Annotated in this window: 10 protein-coding genes; 9 read left to right on the plus strand and 1 reads right to left on the minus strand. The window is 70.5% G+C overall.

The window, feature by feature from the left end; all coding sequences use genetic code 11:
* Positions 1–87 precede the first annotated feature (87 nt).
* The 5 genes from ACFYZZ_RS00500 to ACFYZZ_RS00520 all read left to right on the plus strand — a co-directional run bounded on the left by ACFYZZ_RS00500 (position 88) and on the right by ACFYZZ_RS00520 (position 7364).
* Positions 88–846, plus strand: coding sequence for an NUDIX domain-containing protein (locus ACFYZZ_RS00500; protein WP_386575904.1), 759 nt, complete (start codon positions 88–90; stop codon positions 844–846).
* Between the two features lie 102 nt (positions 847–948).
* Positions 949–3354: an ATP-binding cassette domain-containing protein gene (locus tag ACFYZZ_RS00505; RefSeq protein WP_389169622.1), complete on the plus strand. Its 2406-nt coding sequence runs from the start codon at positions 949–951 to the stop codon at positions 3352–3354.
* A 162-nt stretch (positions 3355–3516) separates the two neighbouring features.
* A complete protein-coding gene (locus ACFYZZ_RS00510; protein ID WP_389169625.1) occupies positions 3517–4404 on the plus strand; it encodes a FadR/GntR family transcriptional regulator in 888 nt (295 codons plus the stop codon).
* 435 nt (positions 4405–4839) lie between these two features.
* Positions 4840–6381, plus strand: coding sequence for an RNA polymerase sigma factor (locus ACFYZZ_RS00515; protein ID WP_389169628.1), 1542 nt, complete (start codon positions 4840–4842; stop codon positions 6379–6381).
* A gap of 122 nt (positions 6382–6503) precedes the next feature.
* Positions 6504–7364, plus strand: a complete 861-nt coding sequence (locus tag ACFYZZ_RS00520) for a serine protease (protein WP_389169630.1) — start codon at positions 6504–6506, stop codon at positions 7362–7364.
* 102 nt (positions 7365–7466) lie between these two features.
* Here ACFYZZ_RS00520 and ACFYZZ_RS00525 read toward each other — a convergent pair whose 3' ends face one another.
* The gene (locus ACFYZZ_RS00525; protein WP_389169631.1) at positions 7467–7697 is read right to left on the minus strand and encodes a hypothetical protein; all 231 of its coding nucleotides are present in this window, start codon (positions 7695–7697) and stop codon (positions 7467–7469) included.
* 440 nt (positions 7698–8137) lie between these two features.
* Between ACFYZZ_RS00525 and ACFYZZ_RS00530 the strand changes: the two genes are divergently transcribed.
* The 4 genes from ACFYZZ_RS00530 to ACFYZZ_RS00545 all read left to right on the plus strand — a co-directional run bounded on the left by ACFYZZ_RS00530 (position 8138) and on the right by ACFYZZ_RS00545 (position 12897).
* Entirely contained in the window at positions 8138–10261 is a 2124-nt protein-coding gene (locus tag ACFYZZ_RS00530; protein ID WP_389169634.1) for a type IIA DNA topoisomerase subunit B, read from the plus strand.
* Positions 10262–10547: 286 nt separating this feature from the next.
* A complete protein-coding gene (locus tag ACFYZZ_RS00535; protein WP_389169637.1) occupies positions 10548–11069 on the plus strand; it encodes a DUF1453 domain-containing protein in 522 nt (173 codons plus the stop codon).
* The gene (locus ACFYZZ_RS00540) at positions 11066–12217 is read left to right on the plus strand and encodes a histidine kinase (protein ID WP_389169639.1); all 1152 of its coding nucleotides are present in this window, start codon (positions 11066–11068) and stop codon (positions 12215–12217) included. Before ACFYZZ_RS00535 ends, ACFYZZ_RS00540 begins: the two co-directional genes overlap by 4 nt.
* Positions 12214–12897, plus strand: a complete 684-nt coding sequence (locus ACFYZZ_RS00545) for a response regulator (RefSeq protein ID WP_389169642.1) — start codon at positions 12214–12216, stop codon at positions 12895–12897. Before ACFYZZ_RS00540 ends, ACFYZZ_RS00545 begins: the two co-directional genes overlap by 4 nt.
* The last annotated feature ends 26 nt before the right edge of the window (positions 12898–12923 follow it).

Here is a 12923-nt window from a genome sequence, read left to right on the forward strand (position 1 = left end):
GTGCCCCATACCGGAACGAAGCGGACCGCTGCCTGCGCGGTCGACGAAGGGAGTGTTTATCGTCAGGCAGACGACTATGATCGCCGCATGCCCTACGACCCGTCAGCCTTTCCGCCCTTCGCCGTCACCGTGGACCTGGTCGTGCTGACCGTGCGCCGCCATGCCCTGTGCGCGTTGGCGGTACGCAGGGGCGAGCCGCCGTTCCAGGGGCGCTGGGCGCTGCCCGGTGGCTTCGTGCGGGCCGACGAGGACCTGTCCCAGGCGGCGGCGCGTGAGCTGGCCGAGGAGACCGGGTTGCGCGCCCACGACCCTTCGGCTCCGGCGCAGGACAACGGCGCCCACCTGGAACAGCTCGCCACCTACGGCGACCCGAAGCGGGATCCCCGGATGCGGGTCGTCAGTGTCGCGCACCTGGCCCTCGCCCCGGACCTGCCCGCACCGCGGGCCGGCGGCGACGCGAGCAATGCGCGCTGGGCGCCGGTCGAGGAACTGCTCCAGCAGGGCGGATACGGCCGCGACGGCGAACCGGTGGCGCCGCTCGCCTTCGACCACGCCCAGATCCTCGCCGACGGGGTCGAGCGGGCCCGTTCCAAGATCGAGTACTCGTCGCTGGCCACCGCCTTCTGCCCGCCCGAGTTCACCGTCGGCGAGCTGCGCCGGGTCTACGAGGCCGTGTGGGGCGTGGCCCTCGACCCGCGCAACTTCCACCGCAAGGTCACCGGAACGCCGGGATTCCTGGTTCCGACAGGCGGTACGACCACCCGCCAGGGCGGGCGGCCGGCCCAGCTCTTCCGAGCCGGCGGTGCAACCCTGCTCAACCCTCCGATGCTCCGTCCCGAGGTCTGATCCATCGAACGGGGGACAAAAGCCCCCTCCGGCTTGCGCGCCACCGAAGAACAGATCAGGTGATACCCGAAAAACCGGACACTCCGCGCTATCTTGCTGCAGGTGATCCAGGCTTTCGGACTGACCAGCAACCCCCGCAAGGGTCACCCGCCTGCCGTCGACGACGTCTCCTTCGAGGCGCCCGCCGGCCGTGTCACCGTCCTCCTCGGGGCAAAGGGCGCGGGCAAGACGACCGCGCTCAGACTGATGCTCGAACTCCAACAGGGTCGCGGCATCACCTATTTCAAGGGTCGGCCCCTGCACCAGATCGCCCACCCGGCACAGGAAGTCGGCGTGCTCCTCGGCGACGTACCCGGTCATCCGGCCCGCTCGGTCCGCGGGCATCTGCGCATGCTGTGCGCGGCGGCGGGAGTCCCCGCCCGGCGCGCCGACGAGGTCCTCGAGGTCGTGGGCCTCACCAGCCTCCGCGAGGAACGCCTCGGCACCCTGTCGCGGGGCATGGACCGCAGACTCGGACTGGCCTGCGCCCTCCTGCCCGACCCGCACACGCTCGTGCTGGACGACCCCGCCGACGGCCTCTCCGCCCGCGAGGCGCGCTGGCTGCACGGCATGCTGCGCGCACACGCGACTCAAGGCGGCACCGTCCTGTTCACGACTGCCGACTCCAAGGAGGCCGCACGCGAGGCCGACCGGGTCGTCACCCTCGACGACGGCAGGATCGTCGCCGATCTGGAGGCCAAGGAGTTCGCCCGTACCCGGCTGCGTCCGCGCGTGGCCGTCCGCAGCCCTCACGCCGCCCGCCTCGCGGCCCTGCTCACCAAGGAGGCCCGGACCGACCAGCGGTCCGTCGAGGTCGTGCGGGAGGGCGGCAACCGCCTCTTTGTGTACGGCAGTACGACCGCCGACATCGGCGAGACCGCCTTCCGGCACGGCATTCTCATCCACCAACTCGCCGACGAGGTCGGGGACATGGGGCCGAGCGCGGAAGCAGGAGCCGGGGGCGAGGCGAGAGCGGCCGATGAGGAGGCGGCGGCCGGGCCGGAACGGACGGAGGTGGACCACTCGCCGGAGGGGCCGGTGCGAGCCGCGTCCGGCTCGTCGCCGGAGGATCGGGCCGCTCCAGCCGTGCAACCAGTGTCCGATCGCGTGTCCGTGGACCAGGAGCTGGTGGTGTCCAGCGTCTCGACGCCGGAGCGGGGGCGGGAGCCGGAGTCGGGTGAGGTCGTCGGCGACGAGTGGCCGCCGCTCGGGCGTGTCTCCCTGTCGAGCCGCACCAGGATCGCCGACGGCACCCCGGCCGAGGGGCCGTCGCAGGCCGACACCGTCTCGGGAACCGGCCGTACGTCCCTCGGCGCTGCTCCTGGAGCCGACCGTACGTCCTCGAGTGTGGCCTCCGCTGCGGCGGCCGGAGTGGCCGGCGGTGCCGAGGCGGCGGCTCCCGCCGGTGCGCCTGTGATCGCCGCCGACATCCGCCCCCTCGCGGCCGCACTCGAGGTCGACTCCCCGGAGGCCTCCACGGAGCCGGGAGTAGAAGCCGACACCGCGAGCACCACCACGGTCGGCACGCTGGCAGTCGGCACGACCGTCCCCGGCGCTCGGAATCCGGGCACAGGGAGACCCGGCGGCCCCCAGCCCCGGACCGGGCAGGCCGGCCGACCGGCGCGCTCGCGCGCCGACGCCGCCCCTGCCTCCGACGACGCTCTGTCCTCCCTCCCACCCTCCATCTCGGTCCGCCCCGCCCGCAGTCCGCTGCGCCCCCTGCGCTACGAACTCCGGCGCGCCACCGGGATCGGCACCGGATTCCTCACCTGCGGAGTCGTGCTGGTGGTGTCCGCGCTCACCGCCGTACTCCTGGCGAGGCTCGGCCACGCCCCGCAGGCGCGGCTCTTCGCGGCATGGCCGCGGGAGCTTCCCCTGCCGCCCACGGCGCTCGCGGCGGGGCTGCTCGGTGCGCTGGCCTTCGGAGACGAGTTCCGCCACCCCGCGCTGGCGGCGGACCGCGGGACCGTCCCCCGCCGGCTGGGGCTGCTCACCGCGAAACTCCTCGTCTCCGGAGCCGCCGCCCTGATGCTGGCCTTCCTCACCGTGGGCTGTGACGCCGAAGCGCTCTATCTCGTCTACGGACGGGAGCTGACACGAGTTCCCTCGGACTGGCTCTCACTCAGTGCGAGTTGGCTCGGGCTGCTCGTCGGCTGCGCGTGGGCCGGTGTCCTGGCGTCCGGCGTCTTCCGGTCCACGACGGCGGGTCTCGCCGCCGTCCTCGCCGTACCCGTCCTCGTCGTGCCCGCCGTGCACCAGGCGCTACAGGGGCCCGCCGTGCGGACGGCGGCCGGCTTCCCGGTGCGGATGCGGGAGGTCTTTCTGGTGCAGTGGCCCTTCGGAGGGGAGCGGTATGTGCGCGCCATGGCCCGGGTTGTCGCCCAACCCGTGGGTGGCGCACTGACGTTGTCGCTGGCGGCCCTGCTGTGCGCGTATATGGTCACGACGCTTCGCGCCAGGGTCCGATGACGACCGTCCGTACGCTTGCGGTCCTGCTGTGCGCACAACTCCCCGGAGAAAGCCCGTTTCTTTCCGATAAGGCGTCAATTGCGACGGGGTGAGCGATCACCCTTTCGTGTGCTTTTCACCAAAGACCTCAAGGGAGTTGGAGGCGGCGCCGACAAAGGATCCGTGAGTACCCTTGCGCACACCATGATGACCGCCGCCCGCTCCGCAGACTCTGGTCTGACCGGCCCGGGCGATCTCGACCGCTACCCCTACGCCGAGGCCCCGGTGGCCGACCGCGTCGGAGCACCCGCCTGGGACGGAGCGGACCCCGAGCTGGGCCGCGTGGGCCGGCGCGCCGCGGGCAGCCGCGGACGCGGACTGCACGGCCAACTCGTCCAGCAGCTGGGTCAGATGATCGTCTCCGGCGACCTGGGGGCGGACCGCCCGCTGGTGCCCGAGGAGATCGGCCAGCGCTTCGAGGTCTCCCGCACCGTCGTCCGCGAGTCCCTCCGCGTCCTGGAGGCCAAGGGCCTCGTCAGCGCCCGCCCGAACGTCGGCACGCGCGTGCGTCCCGTCAGTGACTGGAACCTCCTGGACCCGGACATCATCGAATGGCGCGCCTTCGGGCCGCAGCGCGACGACCAGCGCCGCGAGCTGAGCGAGCTGCGCTGGACGATCGAGCCGCTCGCCGCCCGCCTCGCCGCCGGGCACGGACGCGAGGAGGTGCAGCAGCGTCTGTCCGACATGGTCGAGATCATGAGCCATGCCATGGCCCAGGGTGACGCGCTGACCTTCTCGCGCGCCGACACGGAGTTCCATACGCTGCTCATCCAGATCGCGGGCAACCGCATGCTGGAGCACCTGTCCGGGATCGTCTCGGCCGCCCTCCAGGTCTCCGGTGGGCCGGTCACGGGATGTGACCGGCCGAACGAGGCCTCGCTCGCGCTTCACGCGCGGATCGTCGACGCGCTCGGCACCGGCGACGGTACGGCGGCGGAGTCGGCGATGCGGCAACTGCTCACCGTCCACCCCGAGGTGGAGCGCGTGGTTCCCGCCCCGCGCGAGCACTGACCCGTACCGAAGGCGGTGCGGTCGCCAGTGTGCCGCGTTCTCGTGGTTCTCGTGGCGGCGCCGGGCCTGGGAACCGGCCGTCGCCGGACCCCGCCGGATCCTTGGGAATCCGGCGGGGTCCGGCGACGCGGCCGGCCGCCCATGCCGGCGGAGCTGTCCTGGTCGGCACAACAGTGATCTCCTCTGTCCATGTCTGACTGCTTTTGACCGCTTACGGGGTGTGACTCGGGCCACGCAGATTGGGCGTAACGCTCGCGGGAGCAGCGCGATGACCTAAGAGGTGACAGCCGCGGAGGGAATACGGACGCCATGACAGGCGCTGTGCATCTTCCCGGCCCCCGCCCGCTCCGTCGGCCCATCCCCAGGCCGGTGGTCGGCTCCTGTCCGATGTGGACGGGGCCGGAAGCCGTTTTCCAACGTTCCGAGAGGTTGTTCGTGTCGGCCAGCACATCCCGTACGCTCCCGCCGGAGATCGCCGAGTCCGTCTCTGTCATGGCGCTCATTGAGCGGGGAAAGGCTGAGGGGCAGATCGCCGGCGACGATGTGCGTCGGGCCTTCGAAGCTGACCAGATTCCGGCCACTCAGTGGAAGAACGTACTGCGCAGCCTCAACCAGATCCTTGAGGAAGAGGGTGTGACGCTGATGGTCAGTGCAGCAGAGCCCAAGCGCACCCGAAAGAGCGTCGCAGCGAAGAGCCCGGCGAAGCGCACCGCCACCAAGACGGTCGCGGCGAAGACGGTGACCACCAGGAAGGCCACCGCCACCACGGCCGCCCCGGCCGTGCCCACCGCCCCGGCAGCCGACGACCCCACCGAGGAAGTCGCACCCGCCAAGAAGGCAGCAGCCAAGAAGACGACCGCCAAGAAGGCGGCCGCGAAGAAGACCGTCGCCAAGAAGACGGCCGCCAAGAAGACCGCGGCCAAGTCGGACGACGTCGAGCTGACCGAGGACGAGGTCCTCGAGGACACCAAGGTCGCCGACGAGCCCGAGGGCACCGAGAGCGCCGGCTTCGTACTCTCCGACGAGGACGAGGACGACGCTCCCGCCCAGCAGGTCGCCGCAGCCGGTGCCACCGCCGACCCGGTCAAGGACTACCTCAAGCAGATCGGCAAGGTCCCCCTGCTCAACGCCGAGCAGGAGGTCGAGCTGGCCAAGCGCATCGAGGCGGGTCTGTTCGCCGAGGACAAGCTGGCGAACTCCGACAAGCTCGCCCCGAAGCTGAAGCGCGAGCTGGAGATCATCGCCGAGGACGGCCGCCGCGCCAAGAACCACCTCCTGGAGGCCAACCTCCGTCTGGTGGTCTCCCTGGCCAAGCGGTACACCGGCCGCGGCATGCTCTTCCTGGACCTCATCCAGGAGGGCAACCTCGGTCTGATCCGCGCGGTGGAGAAGTTCGACTACACCAAGGGCTACAAGTTCTCCACGTACGCCACCTGGTGGATCCGTCAGGCGATCACCCGCGCCATGGCCGACCAGGCCCGCACCATCCGTATCCCGGTGCACATGGTCGAGGTCATCAACAAGCTCGCGCGCGTGCAGCGCCAGATGCTCCAGGACCTGGGCCGCGAGCCCACCCCGGAGGAGCTGGCCAAGGAACTCGACATGACCCCGGAGAAGGTCATCGAGGTCCAGAAGTACGGCCGCGAGCCCATCTCGCTGCACACCCCGCTGGGTGAGGACGGCGACAGCGAGTTCGGTGACCTCATCGAGGACTCCGAGGCCGTCGTCCCCGCCGACGCCGTCAGCTTCACGCTTCTGCAGGAGCAGCTGCACTCCGTTCTGGACACCCTGTCCGAGCGCGAGGCCGGCGTAGTCTCCATGCGTTTCGGTCTCACCGACGGTCAGCCGAAGACCCTCGACGAGATCGGCAAGGTGTACGGCGTGACGCGTGAGCGCATCCGTCAGATCGAGTCCAAGACCATGTCGAAGCTGCGCCACCCGTCGCGTTCGCAGGTGCTGCGCGACTACCTCGACTAGGTCCCGGTCGCACGACGACGAAGGCCCGGCTCCCCTCGCGGGAGCCGGGCCTTCGTGCTGCGCGCAGTCGTGCGGTGGCTGACTCTGGGTGTTCCAGCACCACCGCAGAGTGAGGAGCATGTATGCGCCGTTCCATTGCCCGGGCCCTGATCCGGCCCCTGGTCCTGGCGGCCACCATGACCGCCATACCCCTGATGGGAGCTGCCCCGGCGGCCTCCGACAGCGTGGTCGTAGGGGGTTTTCCGATAGAGATTTCGCAGGCCCCGTGGACCGTGGCGCTCTCCAGCCGTGACCGGTTCGGGGGTACGCGCGCGGGGCAGTTCTGCGGCGGGGTGGCGGTCTCCCGGACCACCGTGCTCACCGCGGCCCACTGCGTGGACGAGGAGGTCCTGGGAGCGCCTCCGAACGAGACGCGCGACCTCAAGGTCATCGCGGGCCGTACGGACCTGCTGTCGAGTGAGGGTGAGGAGATCGCAGTCCAGAGCACCCGGGTGAATCCGCGCTACAACCCGGTCACCAACTCCGGCGACTTCGCCGTGCTCACGCTTGCCACGCCGCTGCCGCAGAGCGCGGTCGTGGCCATGGCCTCGGCGGGTGACCCGGCGTACAAGGCGGGGACACAGGCTCTGGTCTCCGGATGGGGTGACACGACCGGCGGCGGTGCCTATGCGCATCAGCTCCATGCCGCACGTGTGAGTGTGCTGGCCGACGATCTGTGTGCTCGTGCCTACCCGGGCGGTCTGGACGGCGCCTACCGGGCCGGCTCCATGCTGTGTGCCGGAGAGGCCGCGGGCGGTCCGGACGCCTGTCAGGGCGACAGTGGAGGCCCTCTGGTGGCCTCAGGGCGGTTGATCGGGCTGGTGTCCTGGGGGAGCGGCTGTGGGCGCCCCGGCAGCCCCGGTGTCTACACGCGTGTGTCGGACGTCCTGCGCACGCTGCAACCGGCCTTCGCTGGTCCGCAGAGGCCCCACAAGGGCATCTGAGGGACTGCGTGGGGGCATGACACGGGCGGCCGCTCCTGGTGGTGAGGAGCGGCCGCCCGTTCGCTGGCCTGTGCCAGGGCTGGCTCGTCGTGGTGCGAGATGTCAGCGCTCTTCGTCGGAAGCGGAGCCAGGAACGGTCGTCAGCCGCTCGGTCTCGTCCTGTATCTCAGCGGCGATCTTCTTGAGTTCCGGCTCGAACTTGCGACCGTGGTGGGCGCAGAAGAGCAGTTCTCCGCCGCTGAGCAGGACCACGCGCAGGTAGGCCTGGGCGCCGCAGCGGTCGCAGCGATCGGCGGCCGTCAGCGGGCTCGCGGGGGTCAGAACAGTAGTCACGTCGCCTCTTCTCTAGCTCGACGAGCTGTCGTACCAGGGTCAACATCCAACCAGCCCGAAAACGTTCCCGCTCGTGGCTTTTCCTCGAAAAAATCTTTCCGGGGCTGCTGTCTGCTGCCGGTTGGCGGCGAATGTGCCGTAGTGCGTGTCTTGCGTGCTTACGGTTTCGCGCTGTCTTAGGTTCACGTCCTCCCGGCGGGGTTGCCGGTTGTTCATGAGGACGTGCCCGGAGCCTAAATGGTTCATGCCTCCAAGGGAACGTGATATGTACTTCACTCCATCGAGGGATCGAACGTGTATGCGAGCCTGGACTAGGCTGACTTCCCGACGAGGGTGGCGTTACAACGGCTCTACCAGGCCTCGGTACCCTCTGAGCGGCAACCGAAGCCGCCCCCTTACCCAAAAGGGGGTCACCTGAAATTCAGCGAGGAGCGAACCGCGTGACCGCCGATACGTCCGTGCCGTCCACAGCGCTGCTGGCAGGAGCAGACCGGGACGGTTCCAACTACACCGCGCGGCACCTGCTCGTCCTCGAGGGCCTCGAGGCCGTGCGCAAGCGCCCGGGAATGTACATCGGCTCGACCGACAGCCGCGGCCTGATGCACTGCCTGTGGGAGATCATCGACAACTCCGTGGACGAGGCCCTCGGTGGCTACTGCGACCACATCGAGGTGATCCTGCACGACGACGGCTCCGTGGAGGTGCGGGACAACGGCCGCGGCATCCCCGTGGACGTGGAGCCCAAGACGGGCCTGTCCGGCGTCGAGGTCGTCATGACCAAGCTCCACGCCGGCGGCAAGTTCGGCGGCGGCTCCTATGCCGCCTCCGGTGGTCTGCACGGAGTCGGCGCCTCCGTGGTCAACGCGCTGTCCGCCCGTCTCGACGTCGAGGTGGACCGCAGCGGCCACACCCACGCCATCAGCTTCCGGCGAGGTGTGCCGGGGGCCTTCCGGGGAGACGGCCCGGACGCGAAGTTCGAGGCCAAGAGCGGTCTGGCCAAGGGCAAGAAGATCCCCAGGACCCGTACCGGTACGCGTGTGCGGTACTGGGCCGACCGGCAGATCTTCCTGAAGGACGCCAAGCTCTCCCTGGAGACGCTGCATCAGCGCGCCCGGCAGACCGCCTTCCTGGTGCCCGGCCTCACGATCGTCGTCCGCGACGAGTTCGGCCTCGGCGAGGGCGGCAGCAAGGGCGAGGAGTCCTTCCGCTTCGACGGCGGCATCAGCGAGTTCTGCGAGTACCTGGCCAGCGACAAGCCGGTGTGCGACGTCCTCCGCTTCTCGGGGCAGGGCACGTTCAAGGAGACCGTCCCGGTCCTGGACGAGCACGGCCAGATGACCCCTACCGAGGTCACGCGTGAGCTGGGCGTGGATGTCGCGCTGCGCTGGGGCACGGGCTACGACACCATCCTGAGGTCCTTCGTCAACATCATCGCCACCCCCAAGGGCGGCACCCACGTGACCGGCTTCGAGCAGGCCATCACCCAGACGCTGAACGACGTGCTGCGCGCCAAGAAGATGCTGCGTGTGGCCGAGGACAACATCGTCAAGGACGACGCCCTCGAGGGCCTCACCGCCGTCGTCACCGTGCGCCTGGCCGAGCCGCAGTTCGAGGGACAGACCAAGGAGGTCCTCGGCACCTCGGCGGCCCGCCGCATCGTGAACAACGTGGTCGCCAGGGAGCTGAAGGCGTTCCTGACCGCCACCAAGCGTGACGCGGCCGCCCAGGCCCGGGTCGTCCTGGAGAAGGCGGTCGCCGCCGCCCGTACGCGTGTCGCCGCCCGCCAGCACAAGGACGCCCAGCGGCGGAAGACCGCTCTGGAGTCCTCGTCCCTGCCGGCCAAGCTCGCCGACTGCCGCAGCGACGACGTCGACCGCAGCGAGCTGTTCATCGTCGAGGGCGACTCCGCGCTCGGCACGGCGAAGCTGGCCCGGAACTCCGAGTTCCAGGCGCTGCTGCCGATCCGGGGCAAGATCCTCAACGTGCAGCGGTCTTCGGTGACCGACATGCTCAAGAACGCCGAGTGCGGCGCGATCATCCAGGTCATAGGAGCCGGGTCGGGCCGTACGTTCGACATCGACGCGGCCCGCTACGGCAAGATCATCATGATGACCGACGCCGATGTGGACGGCTCCCACATCCGGTGCCTGCTGCTGACGCTGTTCCAGCGCTACATGCGGCCGATGGTCGAGGCGGGCCGGGTCTTCGCCGCGGTGCCGCCGCTGCACCGCGTCGAGCTGATCCAGCCGAAGAAGGGCCTGGACAAGTACGTCTACACGTACTCGGACCGTGAGCTGCGCGACAAGCTCATGGAGTTCCAGAGCAAGGGCATCCGGTACAAGGACTCCATCCAGCGCTACAAGGGTCTGGGCGAGATGGACGCCGACCAGCTGGCCGAGACCACGATGGACCCGCGCCACCGCACCCTGCGCCGGATCAACCTCTCCGACCTGGAGGCCGCCGAACAGGTCTTCGACCTGCTCATGGGCAACGACGTCGCGCCGCGCAAGGAGTTCATCTCCAGCTCGGCGGCGACACTGGACCGGTCGCGGATCGACGCGTAACCGCTGAGCCGGGCTTCGGCCGACCGGGCCGCTCACCATGAGCGGGCCGGTCGGCCGGTGCGCGTGGCCGCTCCGTGCAGTGACACATCGCGCTCGGCCGGCCGCCCCGACCTCGTGACCACCGCCCCACCGCAGGTCTCTCCACCCGTGGGTGGAGGCTGCCCGGTCGCCGGATTCCACCCGCGATCCACCCCTGCTCCGATCTCCTGACCTGCGAATTTCCGTAACTTCGAAGGCGTCGGCAGCACTCGCTCCCGACACCACCTTCTCGCTTACGGAGGCCGTGATGTCCGGGCTCGTCAACGTGTTGATGATCGTGGCCGTCGTCGCCGTGGTGGTCGTGCGGCAGTTCCGGGCCCGCGCGATCGACACCGACCGGCGCTGGTGGCTGCTGCCCGTGATCCTCGCGGTCCTGGCGCTGCGCGAGCCCGGCATACTCGACGCCCACCACCGCGCCGGATCCGCCGTGCTGCTCGCCGTGGAAGTGCTCATCGGTCTGGCCACGGGCGCCGGCTGGGCCTGGACCACCCGGATCTGGACGGCGCCGGACGGCGTGGTGTGGACCAAGAGCACCAGGGCCAGCGTCGTCGTATGGCTCGTCGGCATAGCCCTCCGGGTCGGTGTCCTCGCCCTCGGCGCGGCGTTCGGCGTGCACCAGGACAGCTCGGCGCTGATGCTCGGCCTCGCCGGCACCCTGCTCGTCCGCGCCGGGGTACTGGTCTGGCGGGCCCAGTCCTTCGGCTCCGCGAGCCGCCCGGCCCCGGCGTACGGTGACGGCATGCGGTCGGCGTGGAAGGAGCGGGTGTGAGGGACAACGCCTGGACGCGCTGGCCGTCGCGCGAGGCGCTGGGCCGGGAAGGGACCAGCCGGCCCCGACGCATGATCGCCTGGGCCGTCAGGCTGCTCGTGATCGCCCTGCTCCTGTGGAGCGCCTTCAGCCAGAAGCACGTCGGCGTCTGGGGCGCGCTCGCGGCCGCGTCGGGAGTCGTGCTGGCCGGCGTCGTCTCCTGGGCCTTCTTCCGCACGACCTACGAACACCGGCTGCTGCCGTCCCTGGGACTCATCGGCGTGCTCCTGGGGATCGCGCTCGCGGCTCAGGCCACCGGGTTCAAAGGACCGGCCCTGGTGATCTGGTGCGGCTGCGGGGTCGCCGCTCTGGAGAGGCTGCCCATCGGGGCCGCCCTGCCGGTGACGTCGGTGGCACTGGCCTCGTACTCCGCGTCCAACAACGACGTGTGGCTGACCACGGCCGCCACGGTGGCGGGCATGGCCCTCGCCGGATACGTCCTGCGACTGGACGCGGAGGCCCGGGGCGGCGCGCAGCGGCTGCTCGCCCAGGAGCGGGCCGCGAGGGCCGCCGAGGCGGAGTCGGCGGCGCTGGGCGAGCGGGCGAGGATCGCCCGGGAGATCCACGACGTGCTGGCCCACAGCCTCTCGGCTCAGCTGGTCCACCTCGAGGCGGCCCGGCTGCTGATCGAGCGGGGCGCCGACCGGGAGCAGATCCTGGAGCGCGTGGTGGCCGCCCGGGGCATGGCCCGCGACGGCCTCGCCGAGACCCGGCAGGCGCTGTCCGCGCTGCGCGGCGAGCTGACCCCGCTGGAGGACTTCCTGACCGAACTCGTCAGCGGCGCCGACGGAGCCGAGGTCACCGTCACGGGTGAGCGCAGACCCCTGTCGGCCGAGGCGTCCCAGGCCGTGCGCCGGGTGGCGCAGGAGGCGCTGACGAACGTCCGCAAGCACGCCCACGGCGCCAAGGTGCACCTGCGGCTCGACTACGGCCCGCGCGAAGTGACCCTGGACGTACGGGACTCGGGCGGCCCGCCGGGCGAACTGACCGGGTCCGGCGGCGGGTACGGTCTGCTGGGAATGCGTGAGCGCGCCGAACTGCTGGGCGGCTCGCTCGATGCGGGGCCGGACGAGGAGGGGTTCCTGGTGACGTTGAAGGTGCCGGTATGACGGAGGCGGAGGGGGAGAAGAAGCCTGCGCGGGTGGTCGTCGCGGACGACCAGACCGTGGTCCGGGAGGGCATCGTGATGCTGCTCGGGCTGCTGCCCGGTGTGGAGGTCGTGGGTTCCGCGGGGGACGGCGAGGAGGCCGTGCGGCTGGTCGGGGAACTCGCCCCCGACGTGGTCCTGATGGACCTGCGGATGCCCCGCTGCGACGGCGTGGAGGCCACGCGGCGGATCCGGGCCCGCTACCCGCGGACCCAGGTCGTGGTGCTCACCACGTACGCGGACGACGAGTCGCTGTTCCCCGCGCTGCACGCGGGAGCCCGGGGCTATCTCACCAAGGACGCGGGTGGCGACGAGATCGTGCGCGCCGTGGAGAGCGTCCTGTCGGGGGACGCGGGACTGTCGCCGAGCGTCCAGCGCCGGCTGCTGGAACGGCTGTCGGAGCCCGAGCCCAAGCCGGCCGAGGCCGAGGTGCCCGACGGGCTCACCGCGCGGGAGACCGAGGTCCTGGTGCTGATCGGCGAAGGGCTGAGCAACCAGGAGATCGCCCGGAAGCTGCATGTCTCCACCGCGACCGTGAAGACACACATCAACAACCTCTTCGCCAAGACGGGCCTCAAGGACCGGGCGCAGGCGGTGCGGTACGCGTACGGGAAGGGCCTGGTGCGGCCCCGCGCGGATTGAATCACCTGATGGGGTGAGAGCCGAGG

Origin of the sequence: Streptomyces sp. NPDC001816 (genome assembly GCF_042892235.1) — a bacterium.
Classification (GTDB): Bacteria; Actinomycetota; Actinomycetes; order Streptomycetales; family Streptomycetaceae; genus Streptomyces.

Bases quoted from the DNA above. Each gene is read 5' to 3' on its own strand.
- ACFYZZ_RS00545 (WP_389169642.1), top strand. From the start codon at position 12,214: ATGACGGAGGCGGAGGGGGAGAAGAAGCCTGCGCGGGTGGTCGTCGCG.
- ACFYZZ_RS00500 (WP_386575904.1), top strand. From the start codon at position 88: ATGCCCTACGACCCGTCAGCCTTTCCGCCCTTCGCCGTCACCGTGGAC.
- ACFYZZ_RS00520 (WP_389169630.1), top strand. From the start codon at position 6,504: ATGCGCCGTTCCATTGCCCGGGCCCTGATCCGGCCCCTGGTCCTGGCG.
- ACFYZZ_RS00535 (WP_389169637.1), top strand. From the start codon at position 10,548: ATGTCCGGGCTCGTCAACGTGTTGATGATCGTGGCCGTCGTCGCCGTG.